We start from the raw sequence: 21,775 nt of genomic DNA, 5'->3' as shown, positions 1-21,775 counted from the left end.
ATGGACTTTCGCAATCCGCGCGTACTGGTGATCGGTCTCGGCGAGTCCGGGCTGGCCATGGCCAAGTGGCTGGGCCGCCGGGGCGCGCGCGTCCGCGTCGCCGATTCGCGCAGCAATCCGCCGAATGTCGCGGCGCTGGCTGCCGTGGCGCCGGAGGTCGAATTGCTGACCGGGCCGTTTACGCCGGAGACCTTCGCCGGCATCGACCTGATGGCGATTTCGCCGGGCGTGCCGAAGTCCACCCCAGCCATCGCTGCGGTCGACCTGCCCCTGATCTCGGAAATCGAACTCTTTGCCGCCGGCGTGCGCGATCTGCAGCCGGATGCCAAGATCATCGCGATCACCGGCAGCAATGGCAAAACGACGACGACCGCGCTGACCGCGCATCTCTTGAACGAGAGCGGCGTGCCGGCGATCGCCTGCGGCAACATTTCGCCGTCGGCGCTGGATGCCCTGATGGACGCACAGGATGCGGGTCAGCTACCGGCAGTCTGGGTGCTCGAACTCTCCAGCTTCCAGCTGGAAACCACGCACGCGCTGCATGCGCACGCTGCCACGGTGCTCAACCTCTCGGAAGATCATCTGGATCGCTACGACGGCAGCATGACCCTGTACGCCGATGCCAAATCCCGCATTTTCCAGGGGCGTGGCGTCATGGTGCTCAACCGCGACGATGACTGGTCGATGGCCAATGGGCGTTGCGGGCGCAAGATGGTGACCTTCGGCCTGAAGCCGGCACCGCGTACGGTCGACTATGGTTTTGACGGCAAAATGCTCTGCCGCGGCAAGGTGCCGCTGGTGGCGCTGGCCGACCTCCAGCTTGCCGGTCTGCACAACGCGGCCAATGCCATGGCCGCGCTGGCCTTGTGCGAGGCCGTGGGTGTCTCGCCGGAAGCCCTGATCCCGGCCCTCCGGTCCTTCAAGGGCCTGCCGCATCGCGTCGAACTGGTCGCCGAGCGTGCCGGTGTGCGTTACGTGGATGATTCCAAGGGGACCAACGTGGGGGCCACGCTGGCCGCCATCGAGGGCATGGGCTGCAAAGTGGCCATCGTGCTCGGCGGCGATGGCAAGGGACAGGATTTCTCCCCGCTCAAGGCCGCGCTGGCTGCCCATGGTCGTGCCGTGGCCTTGATCGGCCGCGATGCCGAGGCCATCGCCATGGCCATCGAAGGGTGTGGCGTGCCGATGCAACGCGTGGACAACATGGCCGATGCCGTGCACTGGCTTGCTGCGCAAGCGCAGGCTGGCGACTGCGTGCTGCTCTCACCGGCTTGTGCCAGCCTCGATATGTACAAGAACTACGCGCACCGCGCCCAGGCCTTCATTGAGGCCGTGGAGGGGCTGTCATGCTGATCGCCGCACTCGACGCGCCGCGCCGCCAGGTTTCCGAGATCGATTACGCGCTCCTGTGGAGCGTCCTGATGCTGTTGTTTACGGGCCTGGTCTTCGTCTATTCCGCCTCGATCGCATTTGCCGAAGGCGGACGGGCCACCGGTCACCAGCCGGGTTATTTCCTGCTGCGTCAGGGCGTCTTCCTGTGCATCGGCATGGTGGCCGCCGCCGTCACTTTCCAGGTGCCGCTGAAAATTTGGCAGCACTATGCCCCGTACCTGTTCATGGCAGGCGTCGTCCTGCTCGCCCTGGTGCTGATTCCGGGCATCGGCCGCGATGTGAATGGCGCCCGTCGCTGGATCTCGCTGGGCTTTGCCAACCTGCAGCCCTCCGAGTTGATGAAGCTGTTTGCCGTGCTTTATGCCGCCGACTACACCGTGCGCAAGATCAACGTGATGCATGACCTGAAGCAGGCCTTCCTGCCGATGTTCGGCGCCATGGCCATCGTCGGCATGCTGCTCCTCAAGGAGCCGGATTTCGGGGCATTTGTGGTCATCATCTCGATCGCCATGGGCATTCTGTTCCTGGGCGGGCTCAAGGCCCGTCTGTTCGCGATGCTGATCGTCGGCCTGCTGATTGCCTTCACGATCATGATCATCGTCTCGCCCTACCGCCGTGACCGCGTGTTCGGCTTCATGGATCCGTGGGCCGATGCCTTCGGTCGGGGCTATCAGTTGTCGCATTCGCTGATCGCCTTCGGTCGGGGCGAACTGTTTGGCGTTGGCCTGGGCGCCAGCGTGGAAAAGCTTTTCTACCTGCCGGAAGCCCATACCGACTTCCTGCTGGCCGTGATTGCCGAGGAACTGGGCTTTTTCGGCGTGGTCGCCGTGATCGCTTTGTTTGCTGTCGTCGTCCAGCGCGCCTTTGCCATCGGCCGTCAGTGTGTCCAGCTGGATCGCCTGTATCCGGCCTTGGTGGCAATGGGCATGGGGATCTGGATCGGCGTTCAGTCCTTCATCAACATGGGTGTGAATATGGGCCTCTTGCCGACCAAGGGGCTGACCCTGCCGCTGATGAGTTTTGGCGGCTCCGGCATCGTTGCCAACTGTATTGCTCTGGCCATCCTGCTGCGCGTGGATTGGGAGAATCGTCAATTGATGCGCGGAGGCAAGTTCTGAGCAAGACCATTCTGATCATGGCCGGCGGCACCGGCGGCCACATCTTCCCGGCCCTGGCAGTGGCGCACAAGATGCGCGAAGCCGGCTGGCGGGTGGTCTGGCTGGGGAACCCGGACGGGATGGAAGCCCGCCTGGTGCCGCAGCACGGTTTTGAAATGGTCTGGGTGAAGTTTTCTGCCCTGCGCGGCAAGGGCCTGCTGCGCAAGCTGATGCTGCCGTTCAACCTGTTGCGCGGCTTCTGGCAGGGCTTGAAAGCCATTCGCCAGGTGCGGCCGCATGTCGTGCTCGGCATGGGCGGCTACATCACGTTCCCGGGCGGCATGATGGCCGCGCTGACCGGCGTGCCGCTGGTCCTGCATGAACAGAATTCCGTGGCGGGCCTGGCCAACAAGGTGCTGGCCGGCGTGGCCGACAAGATCGTGACGGGCTTCCCGGATGTGCTGCCCAAGGGGCAGTGGCTGGGCAATCCGGTGCGTCCTGAAATCGCCAACCTGCCTGCGCCTGCCGAACGCTTTGCCGAACGCAGCGGCCCGCTGCGCGTGCTGGTGATTGGTGGGAGCCTGGGCGCTCAGGCGCTCAACGAGGTGATCCCGCAGGGCATGGCCCAGCTGACCGAGGCCGAACTGCCGCAGATCGTGCACCAGGCCGGTGAAAAGCATATCGATACCCTCAAGGCGAATTACGCGGCGGTTGGCGTTCAAGCCCATTGCATTCCCTTCATCGAAGACATGCAGGGCGCCTACGAATGGGCCGATCTGGTGATTTGCCGGGCTGGCGCGCTGACCGTGGCCGAACTCGCTGCGGCCGGGGTGGCCAGCATTCTGGTGCCCTTCCCGCATGCGGTGGATGACCACCAGACGAGCAATGCCAAATTCCTCGTGCACGCCGGTGGGGCCTTCCTGCTGCCGCAAAACGAACTGACGCCGGATGCCATTGCCCTGATCCGCAACTATGCCCGCGGTCAACTGCTGGAAATGGCCGAAAAAGCCCGCAGCCTCGCAAAACCCGACGCCACCGCCGATGTGGCCACCCTGTGTGCGGAGAGCGCAAAATGAAACATAAGGTCAAACACATTCACTTCGTCGGTGTGGGCGGTTCGGGCATGAGCGGCATCGCTGAAGTCCTGGCCCACCTCGATTACACGGTCAGCGGTTCCGACATTGCCGCGAGCGCCACGACCCGTCGTCTCGAAGGCGAGGGCGTCAAGGTCCTGATCGGCCATGCCGCCGAGAATATTGCCGGTGCCGATGCCCTGGTGACCTCGACGGCCGTCAAGGCCGACAACCCGGAAGTGATTGCCGCCCGCGAGAAGAAAATTCCCGTCGTGCCGCGCGCCCAGATGCTGGCCGAACTGATGCGCCTGAAGCAGGGCATCGCGATCGCCGGCACGCACGGCAAGACGACGACGACCAGTCTGGTGACTTCTATCCTGGCCGAAGGCGGGGTCGATCCCACCTTCGTGATCGGGGGGCGGCTGAATGCCGCCGGCGCCAATGCCCGTCTGGGCAGCGGCGACTTCCTGGTGGCTGAGGCTGACGAGTCCGATGCGTCCTTCCTCTTCCTGTCGCCGGTCATTTCCGTGGTCACCAACATCGATGCGGACCACATGGAAACCTACGGTCACGACTTCGAGCGGCTCAAGGGCGCCTTTGTCGATTTTCTGAATCGCCTGCCTTTCTACGGCGTGGCCGTGCTGTGTGGCGACGACGCCAATGTGCGCGCCATCATGCCGCGTGTGAACAAGCAGATCCTTACCTACGGGTTGTCCAGCGACTGCAACTTCTACGCCGAAAATATCGTGGCCGATGGCGGTCAGATGCGTTTCGACTGTGTGCGCGTCAATGGTTCGGTTTCCCGCTTGTCGATCACGCTGAACACCCCGGGCATGCACAACGTGCTCAACGCGCTGGCTGCCATTGCCGTGGCGACCGAAGTGCAGGTGCCGGATGCCGCCATCGTCAAGGCCCTGGCTGAATTCAAGGGCGTCGGGCGCCGCTTCCAGCGCTACGGCGAGATCAAGCTGCCGCAGGGCGGCACCGCCACGCTGATCGACGATTACGGTCATCATCCGGTGGAAATGGCCGCCACACTCTCCGCCGCCCGCGGTGCTTTCCCTGGGCGCCGCCTGCTGCTGGCCTTCCAGCCGCATCGCTATACGCGTACCCGCGATTGTTTCGAAGACTTCGTGAAGGTGTTGTCGACGGTCGACGCCCTCTGCCTGGCCGAAATCTACGCCGCCGGGGAAGCCCCGATCGTGGCGGCGGATGGTCGCTCCCTGGCGCGCGCCCTGCGCGTGACGGGCAGGGTGGAGCCAGTGTTCGTTGAAGACATCGCGGCCATGCCGCAAACCATTCTGGATGTCGCCCGTGACGGCGACGTGATACTGACCATGGGTGCCGGCTCGATCGGTGCGGTGCCCGGCAAGCTGGTGGACATGCAATGAGCGAGTTTGGCAAAGTCGCCGTGCTGTTTGGCGGAACCTCCGCCGAACGGGCGGTATCGTTGAACAGCGGTTCGCGGGTACTGGCCGCGCTGCAAGGGCAGGGCATCGATGCGCATGCCTTCGATCCGGCCGAGCAGCCGCTGGATGCCTTGAAGGGCTATGATCGGGCCTTCATCGCCCTGCATGGTCGCCATGGCGAAGACGGCACCATTCAAGGTGCGCTCGAAGTCATGCACATTCCCTATACCGGTTCGGGCGTGCTTGCCTCCGCGCTGGCCATGGACAAGTTCCGCACCAAGCTGATGTGGCAAGCTGCCGGCCTGCCGGTTCCGGCCTACGCCATCCTGACGGCCGACGCCGATTTTGCTGCGGTCGAACAACAACTGGGCCTGCCGATGTTCGTGAAGCCGGCCCGTGAAGGCTCCTCGATCGGTGTCACCAAGGTCAGCACCCCGGGCGCCTTGAAGGCCGCCTATGAGGCCGCCGCCGAACACGACCCGCTGGTCATTGCCGAAAAGGGGATCATGGGTGGTGAATACACGGTGGGCATCATCGGTGACGAGGTCCTGCCCATCATCAAGATCGAGCCGGCCACCGAGTGGTACGACTACGAAGCCAAGTACAACCGCGACGATACCCAGTACCGCTGCCCGTGCGGGCTGCCGGAAGACCAGGAAATGGCCATTCGCAAGGAAGCCCTGGCGGCTTTCCGCATGCTGGATGGCCGCGGCTGGGGCCGGGTAGATTTCCTGATGGACGAGGCCGGCAACCATTATTTCCTCGAAGTGAATACGGCGCCGGGCATGACCGATCATTCCCTGGTACCGATGGCGGCACGTCAGCAAGGGCTGGACTATCCGGCCCTGGTGCGTCGCGTGCTTGAGCTTGCGGCAAACGACTGAACGATAGGACTCCGAGACCGCCATGTGGCACAAACCCCATCTCCTGAACGCGCTGGCTGACCTGCTCCTGCTGGTCGCCTCGGCTGCCTTGCTGGCGGCCGCAGCGGTCTGGCTGGTGCGGGTGCCGGCTTTGCCGATCAGTCAGGTGGTGTTCCTGGAGCCGCTGGCCCATACGCGCAAGGCGGAAGTCGAGCAGGTCATGCCGGCTGCCTTGCGCGGCAATTTCTTCAGCCTGAATCTGGAGAGTGTGCGCGGTGCGCTGGAGAGCCTGCCCTGGGTGCGCAAGGTCGAGGTGCGTCGGGTCTGGCCGGCCAAGCTGGAGGTTCGGGTTGAAGAGCACAAGGCCGTGGCGCGTTGGGGTGACGGCCGCGGAGAACTGGTCAATAGCTATGGCGAAGTGTTTGCCGCCGTTGCTCAGGAGGCCGAGATCACCGGCATGCCCCTGCTGTTCGGGCCGCAAGGTACGGCCCCGGAAGTGCTGAAGCGTTACGGCGAACTCGTCGAAACCTTCAAGCAGGTGCATGAAAAGCCGGTGGCCGTGACCTTGTCGCCGCGCCTGGCCTGGCAGTTGCGTCTGGAGAACGGCATGTTGGTCGAAATCGGGCGTGAGCAGCCAAAGGCCCCGATTGGTGTGCGTCTGGCGCGTTTCATCGAAATTTATCCGGAGGCGGTGGCGCAGCGCTCAACGCGTCCGGCAGTTGTGGATTTGCGGTATCCGAATGGTTTTGCGATGCGGGTCGCAGCCGAAGGAAAGGGAAAGTAAGACTATGAGCAGGGATAACAAGGATCTGGTGGTCGGTCTCGATATCGGGACCTCGAAAATCGTCGCGCTGGTGGCTGAAGTGGACCAGGAGGGTCACCTCAGCGTCATCGGCATGGGCTCCCAGGATTCGCGCGGCCTGAAGAAGGGCGTCGTGGTCAATATCGAGGAGACCGTGAGCACGATCAGCCGTGTCATTCAGGAAGTAGAACTGATGGCCGACTGCAAGGTGCGCGATGTGTACACCGGCATCGCAGGCAGTCATATCAAGAGCTTCAACTCGAACGGCATGGTGGCGATCAAGGACAAGGAAGTCACCGCCAGCGACGTCGAGCGCGTCATCGAAACAGCGAAGGCCATGCCGATCCCGGCTGACCAGGAAATCCTGCACATCCTCACCCAGGAATTCGTGATCGATGGCCAGGACAGTATCCGCGAGCCGATCGGGATGAGCGGCATGCGTCTGGAAGTGAAAACCCATATCGTGACCGGTGCCGTCTCCGCTGCGCAGAACATCGTCAAATGCGTGCGCCGCTGCGGTCTGGAAGTGAATGATCTGGTGCTGCAGCCGCTGGCTTCGAGTTACGCCGTCCTCTCCGAAGACGAAAAGGATCTGGGTGTCTGCCTGATCGACATCGGCGGCGGCACGACGGACATCGCTGTCTGGACGCAAGGCGCCATCCGCCACACCTCGGTGATCCCCATCGCTGGCGACCAGATCACCAACGACATTGCCATGGCCCTGCGTACGCCGACCCGCGAAGCCGAGGACATCAAGTGCAAATACGGTTGCGCCCTGTCCGAACTGGCTGATTTGAACGAGAACCTGGACGTCGCCGGGGTCGACGATCGCCCGAGCCGCAAATTGAGCCGCCGCGCGCTGGCTGACGTCATCCAGCCCCGCGTCGAGGAGCTTTTCGAGCTGATTCAGAACGAATTGCGTCGCGCCGGATTCGAGGAAGTGCTCTCTTCCGGCATCGTCTTGACCGGGGGTGCCAGTGTCATGCCGGGCATGGTTGAGCTGGGCGAAGAAATTTTCCATATGCCGGTTCGCCTGGGCGCACCGAAATATGGTGGCAGTTTGGCAGATGTAGTGCAAAATCCTCGTTTTTCGACATCTTTCGGATTGTTGCTAGAAGCCCAAGCACAGCGGAAGCGGGGACAAAAGATTCAGGAAAAGCAGGGTATTAAAGATGTCTTTTCCGGTATGAAAGAATGGTTTGCGAAGAATTTCTAAAGTTTTTTAAAGGTTTTTTCAGAGGAGGTTGTCATGTTTGAGATCATCGAAAAAGACGAAAGCGGCACGATCATCAAGGTCTTTGGCGTCGGCGGTGCCGGCGGTAATGCCATTGAACACATGATTCGTGAGGGGGTTAATGGTGTCGAATTCATCGCCGCCAATACCGATGCCCAAGCGCTGACCCGCAACTCGGCGCCGAGCAAGCTGTCCCTGGGTGAGTCTGGTCTGGGTGCCGGTGCCAAGCCGGAAAAAGGCCAGGAAGCCGCGGTGGCCCATCGCGAGGACATCAAGAAGACCCTCGAAGGCGCGCACATGGCCTTCATCACCGCCGGCATGGGCGGTGGTACGGGGACCGGTGCCGCACCGGTGGTGGCTGAAATCGCCCGTGAAATGGGCATCCTGACCGTCGGCGTGGTCACCAAGCCGTTCAGCTTCGAAGGCGGCAAGCGCATGAAGGCCGCAGAAGCCGGCATCGCAGAATTCTCCAAGCATGTCGATTCCCTGATCGTCATCCTGAACGACAAGCTCATGGAAGTCATGGGCGAGGATGCCGATGTGGACGACTGCTTCAAGGCTGCCGACGATGTGCTGAAAAACGCTGTCGGCGGGATCGCCGAAATCATTACCTACCCGGGTCTGGTGAACGTCGACTTCGAAGACGTTCGCACGGTCATGGGTGAAATGGGCCGCGCCATGATGGGCTCCGCGTCCGCCTCCGGTCTGGATCGCGCCCGCATCGCCGCTGAGCAGGCCGTGGCCTCTCCGCTGCTGGAAGGCGTGAATCTGTCCGGCGCGCGCGGCGTGCTGGTCAATATCACCGCCGCCAAGGGCAACCTGAAGATGAAGGAAGTCACCGAAGTCATGAACACGGTGAAGGCCTTTGCCGCTGAAGACGCGCACGTCATCTTCGGCGCTGTGTACGACGAAACCATGGGTGATGCCCTGCGCGTGACCGTGGTTGCGACCGGCCTGGGTCAGGCGGCCGCCCGTCGTCAGGCGTTCGAAGTGGTCAATACGCCGGTCATTCAGGCTGTGGCGACCGGGACGCATGATGCCGTGGCCTTCTCCTCCGGTCCGGCCATCGATTACAACCAGATCGCCGATGTGCCGGCCGTGGTGCGCAAGCGCAACGTGACGGTTGAGGCCCTGGCCAACAGCGGTGTGGACCGCTACGACATCCCGGCTTTCCTGCGCAAGCAAGCCGATTAAGTCGTAACAAAACCTTTCTCTGAAAAAGGGTGGCGGCGGGTTGTGTTACAATCCGCTGCCTTCCCCAATCATTCAAGCACTTAGCATGCTCAAGCAACGCACGTTGAAGACGGTTATCCACGCCTCGGGCGTCGGTCTGCACGGTGGCGTCAAGGTCAATCTGACCCTGCGTCCTGCCGCACCGGATACCGGCATCATCTTTCGCCGCGTTGATCTGCCCGAGCCGAAAGACATTCCGGCCAAGGCCGTGCTGATTGGCGATACCCGCATGTGCTCCTGTCTCGAAGTGGACGGGGTCAAGGTGGGCACCATCGAACACCTGATGTCGGCCCTGTGTGGGCTGGGCATCGACAATGCCTGGATCGATCTGGATGCACCGGAAGTGCCTATCCTGGACGGTTCTGCCGCACCTTTCATCTTCCTGATCCAGTCTGCCGGGATCGAAGAGCAGCGCGCACCCAAGCGGTTCATTCGCGTGAAATCACCGATTGAAGTGCGTGACGGCGACAAATGGGCTCGTTTCGAGCCTTACGACGGTTACAAGCTGGCGTTCTCCATCGTTTTCAACCATCCCGCCATCGACAAGTCGGCCCAGCAGGCCGAGATCGATTTCGCTGCGCAGTCCTATGTACGGGAGATTTCCCGTGCGCGCACTTTCGGGTTCATGCAGGAAGTCGAATACCTGCGCGAGAACGGTCTGGCGCTCGGGGGCGGGCTGGAAAACGCCATCGTGCTCGACGAATTCCGCGTTCTGAATCAGGACGGTCTGCGTTACAGCGATGAGTTCGTGAAGCACAAGATTCTCGATGCCGTGGGGGATCTCTACCTGCTCGGCCATCCTCTGCTGGCGGCCTATGCTTCACACAAGGGCGGGCACGCATTGAACAATCAGCTTGCCCGCGAACTCCTGCAGCGCACCGATGCCTGGGAATTCGTGACCTTCGAAGACGAATCGGCCGCCCCGCAGGGCGTCACCCGCTGGCTGGCCCAAGCCGCCTGATTCCCTTTCGAGCCCACGTTCATGTGGCTTCTGACCCTGCTGGCCGGCCTCTCTCTGGTCGGTGTGGGCGTCTCGTTCGCACTCTATGCCCTGACCCGGCAGCCGCGCTTCCTGGCGTTCGCCTGGCGAATCGTGCGTTATGGCGTCCTGTTTGCGCTGATCGTCTTTGCCGTGATGATCCTTGAGCGCGTGATCCTGATTCTCTAAACCAGTTTGCGGCGCCAGAAGAGCGCCAGCATGACCACGGCGATACAGCCCATCAGGCCCAGCGCGTAACTGAATCCGCCGGCCTCCTCCAGCCAGGGCATCAGTTTGAAATTCATGCCGAAAACCCCGGCGATCAGCGTTGCCGGCATGAAAATGGTGGCGACTACGCTCAGGGCGCGTACTTCCAGATTGACCCGGTGGCTGACGGTCGACAGATACACATCGAGCAAACCCGTGGCCTGATCGCGCAGGTCTTCAAGGGATTCGAGGATGTGCACGGTATGGTCATACACATCGCGCAGATAGAGCTGGATTTCCGCACCGAAGAAATCGTCGGCATCCCGATGCAGGTTCCCCAGCACTTCGCGCAAGGGGTGCAGGTTGCGACGCAGCTGGCTGACGCAGCGCTTCAATTGATGAATACGTTCCAGTGTCTGCGGGCGGGGTTTGTGCAGGAGCTGGCTTTCCAGGCTGTCGGCCTGCTCGTCGAGCTGTTCGATGACCCCGAAATAGCTATCCACCACCGCATCGATCAAGGAATAGGCAAGCATGTCCGGGCCGCCCTTGCGCAGCGTGCTGTGCGGGTTGCGCAAACGCTGGCGTACCGGCTCGAAGGTCTGGCTTGGACGTTCCTGGAAGCTGAGCAGGTAGTCGCGACCGATGATCAGACTGATTTGTTCCTGCTCAAGCTCAAGTCCGACGGTCGACAGGCTGTAGCGGTGCAAAACCAGATAAAGGTAATCCGCGTAGTGATCGACTTTCTGGCGCTGCGCGGTATTCAGGATGTCTTCTTGGACGAGCGGGTGCAGGTCGTGTTGCTGGCTGATCGTGGCCAGATCGGTCGCCTGTTGTGCACCATACACGTTGATCCAGCGCGTGGCGTGATGCCGCGGGCGGGTAATGTCCTCGCATTCGCTGAGGCCGTGCGCATCGAAGTCGATGAGGGTGATGCGGGCGGCGGGGAGGCGCGCCTCCCCGATGTGCACCAGGGAACCGGGCGGCAGGCCGGCTTTACGCGAGCGAAGCTTGCGTGCCTTGCTCATGCTGCTCGGGTGAGGCGGGCGATGGCTTGCGCCGCTGCCGCCATGCCGAACACGGAGGTGACGCAGACGGACGAACCGAAGCCGGCACAGTTGAGACCCGCCGGGCCGCGATCCGTCTCGCAGGTCTGTCCTTTGTCCGGATAGCGCAGCGGCTCCGTTGAATAGATGGCCGTGACACCGAATTTCTTCTTCGCGTCACGCGGAAAACCATGGTCGCGCCGCAGCTGCGAGCGAAGTTTGGCCAGGAGCGGATCCTGGGTGGTCTGGCTGAGATCGGCTGCGCGGACCTGGGTCGGATCAATCTGGCCGCCGGCTGCGCCTGCCACGATGACCGGCAACCCGAGTTGGCGGCAGCGGGCGACAATCGCGGTTTTGGCGCGAACCTGATCGATGGCGTCGATGACCAGGCTGTAGCGGGCGTCGATCATGCGGTCGACGTTCTCCGGGGTGACAAAGTCCTCAATGCATTGCACGCTGCAGCTCGGATTGATGGCGCGAACACGTTCCGCCATGGCGTCGACCTTGGCCTTGCCGTACTGGTCGTCCAGTGCGTGGATCTGCCGGTTGGTGTTGGACTCGGCCACCATGTCGAGGTCGATCAGGGTCAGGCTGCCGATACCGGTGCGGGCCAGGGCCTCCACAACCCAGGTGCCGACGCCGCCGATACCAATGATGCACACATGCGCCTCACGCAGACGCTGGGCGCCATCGGCGCCGTACAAACGAGCGACGCCGCCAAAGCGCCTTTCCAGATCAGCAGACATCAAGCTTCGATGGTTTTTCGGATAACGAGGTTGAAGGGCGCGATCAGTTCGCTGGCAAACTGGTTGTCACAGGCGTTGACTTCGGCAATGGCGCGCAGCACCGAGCGGTTCTTGCCGCGGTGGATGTGCTTGAGCATGACGGCCTCAAAAGCATCGACGATGGCCAGGATCTTGGCCCCGGCCGCAATCTGGTCGCCACCAATGGCATTCGGATAACCGCCGCCATCCGGCATTTCGTGGTGCTGGGCCACCATTTCAGCCGCGCCTTCCCAGCCGGGCATGCGTTGCAGGAGGCCGGCAGCAAAGCCCGGATGGTTACGCAGAATCTGTTTTTCTTCTTCGGTCATCTTGCCGATTTTCAGCCAGACGGCTTCCGGCAGCAGCATCATGCCGACATCGTGCATGTAGACCGCCGCCTCCAGTTGGCGCGGGTCGGCCGGCAGGCCGGCGGCCTTGTTCGTTTCCAGCGCCAGGCGCAGGATGCGCATGGTCCGGCCCTTGAACAGCGGAGAACGGCTTTCCAGTTGCAGGGCAAGGGAGCGGAAAAACTGCAGGTCGGCCGAGGCCTGGTCCGGCGCAGTTTTCTTTTCTGCGGTCGAGGCGCGCGGGGCGCGGACCGACATGTCGCTGATCACGGGCGGGAAACCGGTGACGGCTTCGATCAGATTGGCGCAGTGCTTATCGACTTCCTGAGTCGTGGATTGGGCCAGTTCGTCCAGGCCGTGAACGAGATCGACCAGGCGCAGGTTGTCCAGAGGCTTCAGCGCCAGCAGGGCATCGGTGGCCAGTTCCAGGCGGTCGATGGCGAGCAGGATCAGTTCGGCCAGCAGGTCGGAGAAGGGGATTTCGCCTTCACGAAAGCGGGCCATCATCGTTTCGATCGGGTGCGCGATGGCTGTCCCAAGCTCGAATTTGCACAGGGCGGCATCGCCCTTGATGTTGTGAATGGCCCGGAACAGGTCCGCGGTCAATTCGCGGTCATGCGGGGTCTTTTTCAGGCGGGCAACGTCGCGCTCGATATCCGGTGCGCGGTCGCTCAATGCATCGGCAAATTCTTCCAGCAACTCGCGGTCCTGGATGACGATGGTGCGGATGTCCATGGCTCTCTCCCTGGCGATGGTCTGATGACCTAGTTTAGCCCAAACTCCGGCCCTGACGCAGTCATTTCATGATTTTCCGACCTTGACGGGAGGGGGGCGGCAACCCTAACATTCCGCGCTTATCTCGGGAATTGCCAACGTGACACTGGAACAGCTCTACGCCCTGATCGGGCCCGACATGAAGGCCGTTGATGCGGTCATTCGCGATCGTCTTTACTCCGATGTGGTGCTGGTCCGGCAAGTTGCCGAATACATCATCAACAGCGGCGGCAAGCGTATGCGCCCGGCCCTCGTGCTACTGGCCGCCGGTGCCCTCGGTTATCAGGGTGTGCGCCATCATGAAATGGCGGCCGTCATCGAATTCATCCATACCGCGACCCTGTTGCACGACGACGTGGTCGATGAGTCGGCGCTGCGGCGCGGGCGCGATACGGCCAATGCCATGTTCGGCAATGCGGCCAGCGTGCTGGTCGGCGATTTTCTCTACTCGCGCGCTTTCCAGATGATGGTGGCGGTCGACGACATGCGTGTCATGCAGGTCCTTTCGGATGCCACCAATATCATCGCCGAGGGTGAAGTCCTGCAGTTGATGAACTGCCATGATGCCGATGTGGATGAGGCCCGCTACATGCAGGTCATCCATTACAAGACCGCCAAGCTGTTCGAGGCGGCGGCGCAACTCGGCGCCATCCTCGCCCAGCATGACGGCGAGACGGAGCAGGCCCTGGCTGCCTACGGCATGCACCTGGGGACCGCCTTCCAGTTGATCGACGATGTGCTGGATTATTCCGGACAGGAAGCCGATACCGGCAAGCATCTGGGCGATGATCTCGCGGAAGGCAAGCCGACCCTGCCGCTGATCTATGTCATGCAGCACGGCACCCCCGAGCAGGCTGCGTGTGTCCGCAAGGCGATCGAGGACGGCGGGCGTGATGATTTCCCGCGGGTGCTCGATGCCATCCGGAACAGTGGTGCGCTGGCGCATGCCCGCCGCCGCGCGGAGCAGGAGGCTGAATTGGCGAGAACGGCAATTTCGTCGCTGGGGGCTTCCCAATACAAGGAAGCGCTGCTACAATTGACCTTCTTCGCAGTTGAGAGAAATCACTGATTGATCTCGGTGCGGAACTCGGAGTGTAGCTCAGCCTGGTAGAGCACTGCGTTCGGGACGCAGGGGTCGCATGTTCGAATCCTGTCACTCCGACCAACATGAAAAGGAGATCTTGAGAAATCAAGGTCTCCTTTTTGCATTCCGGCACTCCTTGTGCGCTGGCGGGGCAAGGATTGCTCGGGCTACGGCCCAATTTGTTTGCGTAACCTCTTCCCGAGCTCTTCGGAAGCGGATATAATGCGCGCCGTTTTACTTCTGACGCAACGCGTTGGAACTCGGAGTGTAGCTCAGCCTGGTAGAGCACTGCGTTCGGGACGCAGGGGTCGCATGTTCGAATCCTGTCACTCCGACCAATTCAAGCCCCTGTAGATCATCGATTTACAGGGGCTTTTACTTTGCTGGACCGGTCCTATCTTGTGACGCGATCTCCCGTCATGGACGATGCGGCCGGTGGCACGTTAACATGATGCCCTGATCCCCTGCCGGGCCAGGCCGCCCGGTGCATGATGGTCGCACGAGGAATGTCATGAAATATCTACTGCTTCTGTTGGTGTTGGGCGTGCTCTGGGTGTCCTGGAAGAAGCGCCAGGTACCGCCGGCATCGCCTCGTGCCCCGGAAAAGCCGGCCTCAGCCATGCTGCTGTGCGCGCACTGCGGTGTGCATTTCCCGGAGGGAGACGGTGTGTCAGCGGACGGGCAGGCATTTTGTTCTGCTGCGCACCGTGAGGCATCCCGGCAGCGATGAGCGACTGGCTGTCGACCACCTGGGAAGCCAATTGGCGGTCCTTTCAGTACTACAACGCCTATCGTTTGCTGATGGCCGTGCTGTTTGTGCTGGCCGTCCTGCTGCCCCATGAGTTTCTGGCGCGGATCGAACTGGGTGAAACGCATGGCCTGATTGGGCTTGCCCTCGCGTATTTGAGCACCGTGGTGCTGGCGTTGGCGTTTTCACTGCATTGGCAGCACCGCTTCAATCTGCAGCTTTCCATTCAGGTCGTCGTCGATGCGCTGGTGGTCAGCGCCTTCTCCCTGGCGGCGGGGGGCGTGGCCAGCGGCTACGGCATTCTGCAGGTGGTTTCGCTGGCGGGAGCCTGCCTGGTCGGGCGGGGGCGCCTGGTGTTGTTTTATGCGGCCATTTCGGCGATTGCGACCTTGTTGTCCCAGGTTTGGGGCATTTCGGCAGGGCGTTTTGATGTGGCGACCCTGTTGCCGACCGGCCTGTTGTCCGCAGGTTTTTTTGCGACGGCGATCCTGGCCCGCTTGCTCGGCCAGCACGTCATGTCCAACGAGGAGCTGGCGCGTCGGCGTGGCGAGGAACTGGCCAATCAGAGCCTGATCAGCCAGCGGATTGTCGAGCGGATGCAGGACGGCATGCTGGTGATCGATCGCGCGGGCGGACTGGTCCGGCACAACCCGGTGGCCGGGACGATGCTCGGTTTGCCGCCGGAAGGCCCCTGCCGCTTGTCGGATCACGTGCCTTTGCTGGCCGAGGCCTGCGAAGACTGGCGGCGTGGTGCGCGTGACGGGGCCTTTTCCCTGCCCCTGCCGGATGGCCATACCTTGCGCGTGCGGATTGAGTCGACGCACAGCAGCGATGGGGAAATCCTGGTTTTTCTGGAAGACATGGCGCAGGTGAAGGCGCAGGCACAGCAGTTGAAATTGGCGGCCCTGGGCCGGTTGACCGCCAGCATCGCGCATGAAATCCGTAACCCGCTTTCTGCGATCCGCCACGCCAGCGATTTGCTGCGCGAGGATGCGCAGACCGACATGCAGCATCGTTTATTGCGCATTGTGGGCGACAACGTGGCACGGCTGGACCGCATTGTCAGCGATGTGCTGGAGTTGGGGCGGCAGAGCCGGATGGACGTCACGGAAATTGAACTGGGGGCGTTCTGCCAACAGTTCCTCGATCAGTTGCCGGCGGATGTGGCGCATGAGCGGCTTGCGCTCGATTGCCCGGCACCCGCAATCCTGCGTTTTGATCGGGCGCAATTGCAGCAGGTGCTCTGGAATCTCGTCGCCAATGCCTTGCGTCACGCATCGGCACAGGTGGGGGCGGTGCGCTTGTTGGTCCGGCATGTGGATGGCTGGGCGGAGTTGCATGTGTTGGATGACGGGCCGGGGATCCCGCCAGAGAGCCGAGAGCAGATTTTCGAACCGTTTTATACGACCCATACTCAAGGAACCGGATTGGGCTTGTTCATTGCCCGCGAATTGTGTGTAGCCAACGGGGCGCGCTTGACCTTGGGTGACGGGGCCTTGGGTGGGCATTTCATCATTGCCGGAGAGGCAAGAACGTGAGCGTATTGAAAAACGCAATGCCACGCGTATTGGTCGTGGATGATGAGCCGGATATCCGGGAATTGATCGATCTCACCCTGTGCCGCATGGGGCTGCATGCGGTGTGTGTCGGTTCCGTGAGTGAGGCGAAGGCGGTGCTGGATGCCGAGCCCTTTGCGCTCTGCCTGACCGATATGCGCTTGCCGGATGGTGAGGGGCTGGCCATCGTCGAGTACATCGCGGCGCATCACGCACGGACGCCGGTGGCGGTGATCACGGCCTATGGCAGCGCCGGCAATGCGGTGGCGGCGCTGAAGGCCGGGGCATTTGACTACCTGGCCAAGCCGGTGGGGCTCGATCAGCTGCGCACCCTGGTCAAATCCGCGCTCAAGTTGCCGGAAGTGGGGGCGGCGCCCGCTGTGGCGGCGCAGTCCCTGCTGGGGGACTCTGCCTGCATGCAGCAGGTGCGCGAACTGATCGGGAAGCTGGCGCGCAGTCAGGCGCCGATCTACATCTCCGGTGAGTCGGGCAGCGGCAAGGAGCGGGCGGCACGCCTGATTCATGCGCAAAGCCCGCGCCAGGCCGCGCCTTTCGTGCCGGTAAACTGCGGGGCAATTCCGGAAACCCTGGTCGAGAGCGAGTTCTTCGGCTACCGAAAGGGGGCGTTTACGGGCGCCGATGCCGAGCGCGAAGGCTTTTTCCAGGCGGCCGATGGCGGCACGCTTTTCCTCGACGAAGTGGCCGATTTGCCGCTGGCCATGCAGGTCAAGCTGCTGCGTGCCATTCAGGAAAAGCGCGTGCGCAAAGTCGGCAGCGTGACCGAGGAGGCGGTGGATGTCCGCATCATCTGCGCGACGCACAAAAATTTGCGCCATGCCGTGGAGGAGGGGCTCTTCCGCCAGGATTTGTATTACCGCCTGAATGTCATCGAACTGCGCATGCCGCCGCTGCGTGAGCGCCGCGAGGACATCGTGCCGCTGGCCGAGGCACTGCTGGCACGGATGGGCGGCAACATGGGGCTGACCCTGTCGCCGGAAGCCGCCGACGCGCTGCTGGCCTATGCTTTCCCCGGCAATGTGCGTGAGCTGGAGAACGTGCTCGAGCGGGCGGTGGCCTTGTCGAGCGGTCAGCGCATCGAGGTCGCCGATTTGCGTCTGGAGCCGGATGCCGTCGAGGCGGTGCTGCCCGGGCGGGGGGCGGAAAATCTGGATGACTACCTCAATCGCCTCGAGCGTCAGGCTATTCTGGAAGCCCTGGAGAAAACCGGCGGCAACCGGACGGCGGCGGCGCGCCTGTTGGGCGTGACCTTCCGTTCGCTGCGTTATCGCCTGGAGCGGCTGGGGATCGAATGAGCGACTGGCTCGATAATGGCTGGCTGGCGACGGTCGACCGTCTGGCATCGCCCAATTTTGGCGCGCGGCCGGCGGGGCGGCCCGTCTCGCTGATCGTGATCCACAACATCAGCCTGCCGCCCGGCGAATTCGAAGGGCGGTGGGTTGCGGACTTCTTCCTCAATCGACTGGATCGCAGCGCTCACCCGTACTTCGAGACCATTGCCGATGTGCAGGTGTCCGCCCATTTTTACATCGAGCGCGATGGGCGCATCGTGCAGTTTGTCGGCTGCGATCATCGGGCCTGGCATGCCGGGCAGTCGCGCTGGTGTGCAGGAGAGAACTGCAACGACTACTCGATCGGGATCGAACTGGCGGGCTCGGACGACACGCCTTTTGCGGCGGCGCAGTATGTCGCCCTGCTCGATTTGATGGCGCAATTGCGCGCCCGCTATCCGATCACGGATGTGGCGGGGCACAGCGATGTGGCGCCCGGACGAAAAACCGATCCGGGGCCGTATTTCGACTGGGCTGCCGTGGCGGCCCGCTTTCCCGATCTGGCGTTACCGCCCGAGGTAGGCACCTAGGCGACGCACCGCCTCGGCCAGACGGTCGACGTCCGTGGTATAGGCAAAACGGATGTGTTTTTCCGGTGCGTTGGCCCCAAAATCCAGCCCCGGGGTGGCTGCCACGCCCGCTTGTTCGAGCAGATCCTTGGCGAACGTGAAACTGTCTGCGCACAGTGCGCTGCAGTCGCAATACAGATAAAACGCCCCTTCTGGTTTGGCGGTGATGCGGAAGCCCAGGGCTTCGAGCGCCGGTGCCAGAAAATCCCGGCGACGGCGGAATTCGGCACGCCGGGTTTCCAGCAAGGCGATGGTCTCGGGTGTAAAGGCAGCCAAGGCAGCGTGCTGGGCCGGTGTGGAGGGGCAGAGCGTCAGGTTCTGGGCCAGTTTTTCGACATGCCGGACATGGGCTTCCGGGATCACTATCCAGCCAAGCCGCCAGCCGGTCATCTGGAAATATTTGGAGAAGCTGTTCAGCACCCAGATGTCGTCGCCGGCGGCGCAGGCGGTGGGGGCATCGATGCCGTAGGTCAGGCCGTGGTAAATCTCGTCGACCAGGAACTGTCCTTGATGGGCGCGGACGGTCTCGGCCAGGGCGCGGATTTCATCGAGTGTGAGCAGGGTGCCGGTCGGGTTGGCCGGGGAAGCGACCAGCAGGCCGGCGGTCTGCGCAGTCCAGGCCGCTGAGACGTGCGCCGGGGTCGGCTGGAAATTGCTCTCCGGGCTGACCGCAATGCTCACCGGGCGACCTTCATAAGTACGCATGATGTGGCGATTGCACGGGTAGCCGGGATCGGCCAGCAGCCATTCGCTGCCGGGGGTGGCCAGGCAGGCAAAAGCCAGGTTGAGGGCGCCGGAAGCGCCGCTGGTGATGGCAATGCGGCGGGCCGGCACATTCACGCCATAACGAGTGCGGTAGAACTCGCTGATCGCTTCGCGCAGTTCCGGCAGGCCGAGGGCCTGCGTGTAGAGCGTTTTGCCCTGCTGGATGGCGTCGACCGCCGCCTGGGTGATGGCGGGGGGCGTCGGGAAGTCGGGCTCGCCGACTTCCATGTGAATGATGTCGCGGCCTTCGCTTTCCAGTTGGCGCGCCCGGGTCAGCAACTCGACGACGTGGAAGGGCGAAATGTCATCCAGGCGGGCCTGGGCGTAGGGTGCGGTCATGGTCTTCCTCAATGAAAAACGGCCACCCGGAGGTGGCCGTCATGTCAGCGCTCAAGCGCGACTCAGGCGGCGTCCTTGAACAGGGCCATTTCGAACAGCTCGCGCTTCAGGTTGAATTCCTTCGGCAGCTTTTCGCCCATCTTGTCGAACCACTCCTTGTGGCCGGCCAGTTCGGACTTCCAGGCATCGGCGTCGATGGTGGTCAGCGCGTCGAACTCGTCCTTGGTGATGTTCAGGCCGGTCCAGTCGATATCCTCGAACTTCGGCATCCAGCCCAGCGCGGTTTCCTTGGCGGCGACGGTGCCCTTGCAACGCTGAACGATCCACTTCAGGACGCGCATGTTGTCGCCAAAGCCCGGCCACATGAAGTTGCCATCGGCATCCATGCGGAACCAGTTCACGCAGAAGATCTTCGGGGTGGCATCCACGGTCTTGCCCATCTTCAGCCAGTGGTTGAAGTAGTCGCCCATGTGGTAGCCGCAGAACGGCAGCATGGCGAACGGGTCGCGACGGACGACGCCCTGCTGGCCAAAGGCGGCAGCCGTGGTTTCGGAGCCGAGCGTGGCAGCCATGTAGACGCCGTAGTTCCAGTTGAAGGCCTGGTACACCAGCGGCACGGTGGTGGCACGACGACCGCCGAAGATGAAGGCGGAAATCGGCACGCCAGCCGGGTCTTCCCAGGCGGCGTCGACGGACGGGCACTGGTTGGCCGGGGCGGTGAAGCGGGAGTTGGCGTGGGCGGCCTTCTTGCCGGCCTTGCCGTCTTCCGGCGTCCAGTCGTTACCCTGCCAGTCGATCAGGTGATCCGGTGCCTGCTTGGTCAGGCCTTCCCACCACACGTCGCCATCGTCGGTCAGCGCGACGTTGGTGAAGATGATGTTTTCCTTCAGGGTGGCCAGGGCGTTGTAGTTGGTCTTCTCGGAGGTGCCCGGGGCGACGCCGAAGAAGCCGGCTTCCGGGTTGATCGCGTAGAAGCGGGTCACGCCATCCTTGTCGACGCGCGGCTTGATCCAGGCGATGTCGTCACCGATGGTGGTGATCTTCCAGCCGTCCAGGGTCTTCGGCGGGATCAGCATGGCGAAGTTGGTCTTGCCGCAGGCCGACGGGAAGGCGGCAGCAACGTAGGACTTTTCACCTTCCGGCGATTCGACGCCGAGGATGAGCATGTGTTCGGCCAGCCAGCCTTGATCGCGGGCCATGGTGGAGGCGATGCGCAGGGCGAAGCACTTCTTGCCGAGCAGGGCGTTGCCGCCGTAACCCGAACCGTAGGACCAGATTTCGCGGGTTTCCGGGTAGTGAACGATGTACTTGGTGGTCGGGTTGCACGGCCACTTGACGTCAGCCTGACCGGCTTCCAGCGGGGCGCCCACCGTGTGCACGCACGGCACGTATTCGCCGTCGGCACCGAGGACGTCATAAACGGCCTTGCCCATGCGGGTCATGGTACGCATGTTGACGACGACGTAGGCGGAGTCGGAAATCTCGACGCCGATGTGGGCGATCGGGGAGCCCAGCGGACCCATCGAGAACGGGATGACGTACATGGTACGGCCCTTCATGCAGCCCTTGAACAGTCCGTTCAGGGTCTCACGCATCTTCTTCGGGTCTTCCCAGTTATTGGTCGGGCCGGCGTCGTCCTTGTTTTCGGAACAGATGTAGGTGCGGTCTTCAACGCGTGCCACGTCGGACGGGTCGGAGAAGGCGAGGTAGGAGTTGGGGCGCTTTTCCTGATTCAGCTTGATCAGGGTGCCGGCGGCAACCATTTCGGCGCACAGGCGGTCATATTCTTCCTGCGAACCGTCGGCCCAGACGATACGGTCAGGCTGGGTCAGGGCGGCAATGTCAGCGACCCATTTCTTCAGGCCTTCGTGTTTGACGTAATCGGGCGCATTCAGCGGTGCGGTCATGGCGATATGTCTCTCTATGTAAGTAACTGAAATAGCTAGGTTTTACGCCAGTCGCCGGGAGCTGCCACCAAGACTGCGAGCGGCTGAAAGGCCGTCGGCTGGGAAGCGCATAATTATGCATCAAATTAGGGTAAACATCTACTTGACCGTAATCGGATACGTGATATCCGAGGGGATGAAAACCCAAAATATGCGTGCTATGATCTTTCGCAATTCGAAACGTCGTTCCACGATATAAAAC

The 21,775-nt window shown here is 62.4% G+C and carries 19 protein-coding genes and 2 tRNA genes; 16 read left to right on the top strand and 5 right to left on the bottom strand.

Going from position 1 to position 21,775, the window contains the following annotated elements; translation table 11 throughout:
- The 10 genes from murD (at window position 1) to AACO21_RS06550 (ending at window position 10,271) form a co-directional block, all read left to right on the top strand.
- The gene (gene murD, locus AACO21_RS06595) at window positions 1–1,353 is read left to right on the top strand and encodes a UDP-N-acetylmuramoyl-L-alanine--D-glutamate ligase (RefSeq protein ID WP_346191707.1); all 1,353 of its coding nucleotides are present in this window, start codon (window positions 1–3) and stop codon (window positions 1,351–1,353) included.
- Window positions 1,347–2,510: a putative lipid II flippase FtsW gene (ftsW, locus tag AACO21_RS06590; RefSeq protein ID WP_346191706.1), complete on the top strand. Its 1,164-nt coding sequence runs from the start codon at window positions 1,347–1,349 to the stop codon at window positions 2,508–2,510. The genes murD and ftsW overlap by 7 nt, the downstream gene beginning before the upstream one ends.
- A complete protein-coding gene (gene murG, locus AACO21_RS06585; RefSeq protein WP_346191865.1) occupies window positions 2,507–3,565 on the top strand; it encodes an undecaprenyldiphospho-muramoylpentapeptide beta-N-acetylglucosaminyltransferase in 1,059 nt (352 codons plus the stop codon). Before ftsW ends, murG begins: the two co-directional genes overlap by 4 nt.
- Window positions 3,562–4,953, top strand: a complete 1,392-nt coding sequence (gene murC, locus AACO21_RS06580; RefSeq protein ID WP_346191705.1) for a UDP-N-acetylmuramate--L-alanine ligase — start codon at window positions 3,562–3,564, stop codon at window positions 4,951–4,953. Before murG ends, murC begins: the two co-directional genes overlap by 4 nt.
- Entirely contained in the window at window positions 4,950–5,855 is a 906-nt protein-coding gene (locus AACO21_RS06575; RefSeq protein ID WP_346191704.1) for a D-alanine--D-alanine ligase, read from the top strand. The genes murC and AACO21_RS06575 overlap by 4 nt, the downstream gene beginning before the upstream one ends.
- A 22-nt stretch (window positions 5,856–5,877) precedes the next feature.
- The gene (locus AACO21_RS06570) at window positions 5,878–6,618 is read left to right on the top strand and encodes a cell division protein FtsQ/DivIB (RefSeq protein WP_346191703.1); all 741 of its coding nucleotides are present in this window, start codon (window positions 5,878–5,880) and stop codon (window positions 6,616–6,618) included.
- Window positions 6,619–6,622: 4 nt separating this feature from the next.
- Window positions 6,623–7,852: a cell division protein FtsA gene (ftsA, locus tag AACO21_RS06565; RefSeq protein ID WP_346191702.1), complete on the top strand. Its 1,230-nt coding sequence runs from the start codon at window positions 6,623–6,625 to the stop codon at window positions 7,850–7,852.
- Between the two features lie 33 nt (window positions 7,853–7,885).
- Window positions 7,886–9,064 carry a cell division protein FtsZ gene (gene ftsZ / locus AACO21_RS06560; RefSeq protein WP_346191701.1) on the top strand — a complete coding sequence of 393 codons (1,179 nt, stop codon included), beginning with the start codon at window positions 7,886–7,888 and terminating at the stop codon, window positions 9,062–9,064.
- An 85-nt stretch (window positions 9,065–9,149) separates the two neighbouring features.
- The gene (gene lpxC, locus AACO21_RS06555; RefSeq protein ID WP_346191699.1) at window positions 9,150–10,064 is read left to right on the top strand and encodes a UDP-3-O-acyl-N-acetylglucosamine deacetylase; all 915 of its coding nucleotides are present in this window, start codon (window positions 9,150–9,152) and stop codon (window positions 10,062–10,064) included.
- Between the two features lie 21 nt (window positions 10,065–10,085).
- On the top strand, window positions 10,086–10,271 hold the full coding sequence (locus tag AACO21_RS06550; RefSeq protein WP_346191698.1) for a hypothetical protein: 186 nt from the start codon (window positions 10,086–10,088) through the stop codon (window positions 10,269–10,271).
- Here AACO21_RS06550 and corA read toward each other — a convergent pair.
- The 3 genes from corA to AACO21_RS06535 are packed head-to-tail and all read right to left on the bottom strand — an operon-like array spanning window position 10,268 to window position 13,178.
- Window positions 10,268–11,314, bottom strand: coding sequence for a magnesium/cobalt transporter CorA (corA, locus tag AACO21_RS06545; RefSeq protein WP_346191697.1), 1,047 nt, complete (start codon window positions 11,312–11,314; stop codon window positions 10,268–10,270). The genes AACO21_RS06550 and corA overlap by 4 nt on opposite strands.
- Window positions 11,311–12,078 (bottom strand): tRNA cyclic N6-threonylcarbamoyladenosine(37) synthase TcdA, encoded by a 768-nt coding sequence (gene tcdA / locus AACO21_RS06540; RefSeq protein WP_346191696.1) that lies wholly within the window; start codon window positions 12,076–12,078, stop codon window positions 11,311–11,313. The genes corA and tcdA overlap by 4 nt, the downstream gene beginning before the upstream one ends.
- Window positions 12,078–13,178, bottom strand: coding sequence for an HD domain-containing phosphohydrolase (locus tag AACO21_RS06535; RefSeq protein WP_346191695.1), 1,101 nt, complete (start codon window positions 13,176–13,178; stop codon window positions 12,078–12,080). The genes tcdA and AACO21_RS06535 overlap by 1 nt, the downstream gene beginning before the upstream one ends.
- Window positions 13,179–13,317: 139 nt before the next feature.
- Between AACO21_RS06535 and ispB the strand changes: the two genes are divergently transcribed.
- From ispB to ampD, 6 genes are all read left to right on the top strand, one after another.
- Window positions 13,318–14,286, top strand: a complete 969-nt coding sequence (gene ispB / locus AACO21_RS06530; RefSeq protein ID WP_346191694.1) for an octaprenyl diphosphate synthase — start codon at window positions 13,318–13,320, stop codon at window positions 14,284–14,286.
- Window positions 14,287–14,305: 19 nt separating this feature from the next.
- Window positions 14,306–14,382 (top strand) — tRNA-Pro (locus AACO21_RS06525).
- A gap of 180 nt (window positions 14,383–14,562) precedes the next feature.
- A tRNA-Pro gene (locus tag AACO21_RS06520) sits at window positions 14,563–14,639 on the top strand.
- A 388-nt stretch (window positions 14,640–15,027) separates the two neighbouring features.
- The gene (locus AACO21_RS06515) at window positions 15,028–16,587 is read left to right on the top strand and encodes an ATP-binding protein (protein WP_346191693.1); all 1,560 of its coding nucleotides are present in this window, start codon (window positions 15,028–15,030) and stop codon (window positions 16,585–16,587) included.
- A gap of 17 nt (window positions 16,588–16,604) precedes the next feature.
- Window positions 16,605–17,918: a sigma-54 dependent transcriptional regulator gene (locus AACO21_RS06510; protein ID WP_346191864.1), complete on the top strand. Its 1,314-nt coding sequence runs from the start codon at window positions 16,605–16,607 to the stop codon at window positions 17,916–17,918.
- The gene (ampD, locus tag AACO21_RS06505; RefSeq protein WP_346191692.1) at window positions 17,915–18,484 is read left to right on the top strand and encodes a 1,6-anhydro-N-acetylmuramyl-L-alanine amidase AmpD; all 570 of its coding nucleotides are present in this window, start codon (window positions 17,915–17,917) and stop codon (window positions 18,482–18,484) included. The genes AACO21_RS06510 and ampD overlap by 4 nt, the downstream gene beginning before the upstream one ends.
- Here the strand turns inward: ampD and AACO21_RS06500 are convergent.
- Together AACO21_RS06500 and AACO21_RS06495 are read right to left on the bottom strand one after the other, a co-directional pair.
- Complete coding sequence (locus AACO21_RS06500) at window positions 18,461–19,627, bottom strand: pyridoxal phosphate-dependent aminotransferase (RefSeq protein ID WP_346191691.1); 1,167 nt, start codon at window positions 19,625–19,627, stop codon at window positions 18,461–18,463. The two genes, ampD and AACO21_RS06500, sit on opposite strands and share 24 nt — an antisense overlap.
- 62 nt (window positions 19,628–19,689) lie before the next feature.
- Window positions 19,690–21,534, bottom strand: a complete 1,845-nt coding sequence (locus AACO21_RS06495; protein WP_346191690.1) for a phosphoenolpyruvate carboxykinase (GTP) — start codon at window positions 21,532–21,534, stop codon at window positions 19,690–19,692.
- Window positions 21,535–21,775: the final 241 nt, after the last annotated feature.

Origin of the sequence: Dechloromonas sp. ZS-1 (assembly GCF_039649255.1) — a bacterium.
Taxonomy (GTDB): domain Bacteria; phylum Pseudomonadota; class Gammaproteobacteria; order Burkholderiales; family Rhodocyclaceae; genus Azonexus.
Note: the sequence above shows the minus strand (reverse complement) of the source record. Positions and strands in the feature narration are given on the sequence as shown.

Bases quoted from the DNA above. Each gene is read 5' to 3' on its own strand.
- murD (WP_346191707.1), top strand. From the start codon at position 1: ATGGACTTTCGCAATCCGCGCGTACTGGTGATCGGTCTCGGCGAGTCC.
- ftsW (WP_346191706.1), top strand. From the start codon at position 1,347: ATGCTGATCGCCGCACTCGACGCGCCGCGCCGCCAGGTTTCCGAGATC.
- murC (WP_346191705.1), top strand. From the start codon at position 3,562: ATGAAACATAAGGTCAAACACATTCACTTCGTCGGTGTGGGCGGTTCG.
- AACO21_RS06575 (WP_346191704.1), top strand. From the start codon at position 4,950: ATGAGCGAGTTTGGCAAAGTCGCCGTGCTGTTTGGCGGAACCTCCGCC.
- AACO21_RS06570 (WP_346191703.1), top strand. From the start codon at position 5,878: ATGTGGCACAAACCCCATCTCCTGAACGCGCTGGCTGACCTGCTCCTG.
- ftsA (WP_346191702.1), top strand. From the start codon at position 6,623: ATGAGCAGGGATAACAAGGATCTGGTGGTCGGTCTCGATATCGGGACC.
- ftsZ (WP_346191701.1), top strand. From the start codon at position 7,886: ATGTTTGAGATCATCGAAAAAGACGAAAGCGGCACGATCATCAAGGTC.
- lpxC (WP_346191699.1), top strand. From the start codon at position 9,150: ATGCTCAAGCAACGCACGTTGAAGACGGTTATCCACGCCTCGGGCGTC.
- AACO21_RS06550 (WP_346191698.1), top strand. From the start codon at position 10,086: ATGTGGCTTCTGACCCTGCTGGCCGGCCTCTCTCTGGTCGGTGTGGGC.
- corA (WP_346191697.1), bottom strand. From the start codon at position 11,314: ATGAGCAAGGCACGCAAGCTTCGCTCGCGTAAAGCCGGCCTGCCGCCC.
- tcdA (WP_346191696.1), bottom strand. From the start codon at position 12,078: ATGTCTGCTGATCTGGAAAGGCGCTTTGGCGGCGTCGCTCGTTTGTAC.
- AACO21_RS06535 (WP_346191695.1), bottom strand. From the start codon at position 13,178: ATGGACATCCGCACCATCGTCATCCAGGACCGCGAGTTGCTGGAAGAA.
- AACO21_RS06515 (WP_346191693.1), top strand. From the start codon at position 15,028: ATGAGCGACTGGCTGTCGACCACCTGGGAAGCCAATTGGCGGTCCTTT.
- AACO21_RS06510 (WP_346191864.1), top strand. From the start codon at position 16,605: ATGCCACGCGTATTGGTCGTGGATGATGAGCCGGATATCCGGGAATTG.
- ampD (WP_346191692.1), top strand. From the start codon at position 17,915: ATGAGCGACTGGCTCGATAATGGCTGGCTGGCGACGGTCGACCGTCTG.
- AACO21_RS06500 (WP_346191691.1), bottom strand. From the start codon at position 19,627: ATGACCGCACCCTACGCCCAGGCCCGCCTGGATGACATTTCGCCCTTC.
- AACO21_RS06495 (WP_346191690.1), bottom strand. From the start codon at position 21,534: ATGACCGCACCGCTGAATGCGCCCGATTACGTCAAACACGAAGGCCTG.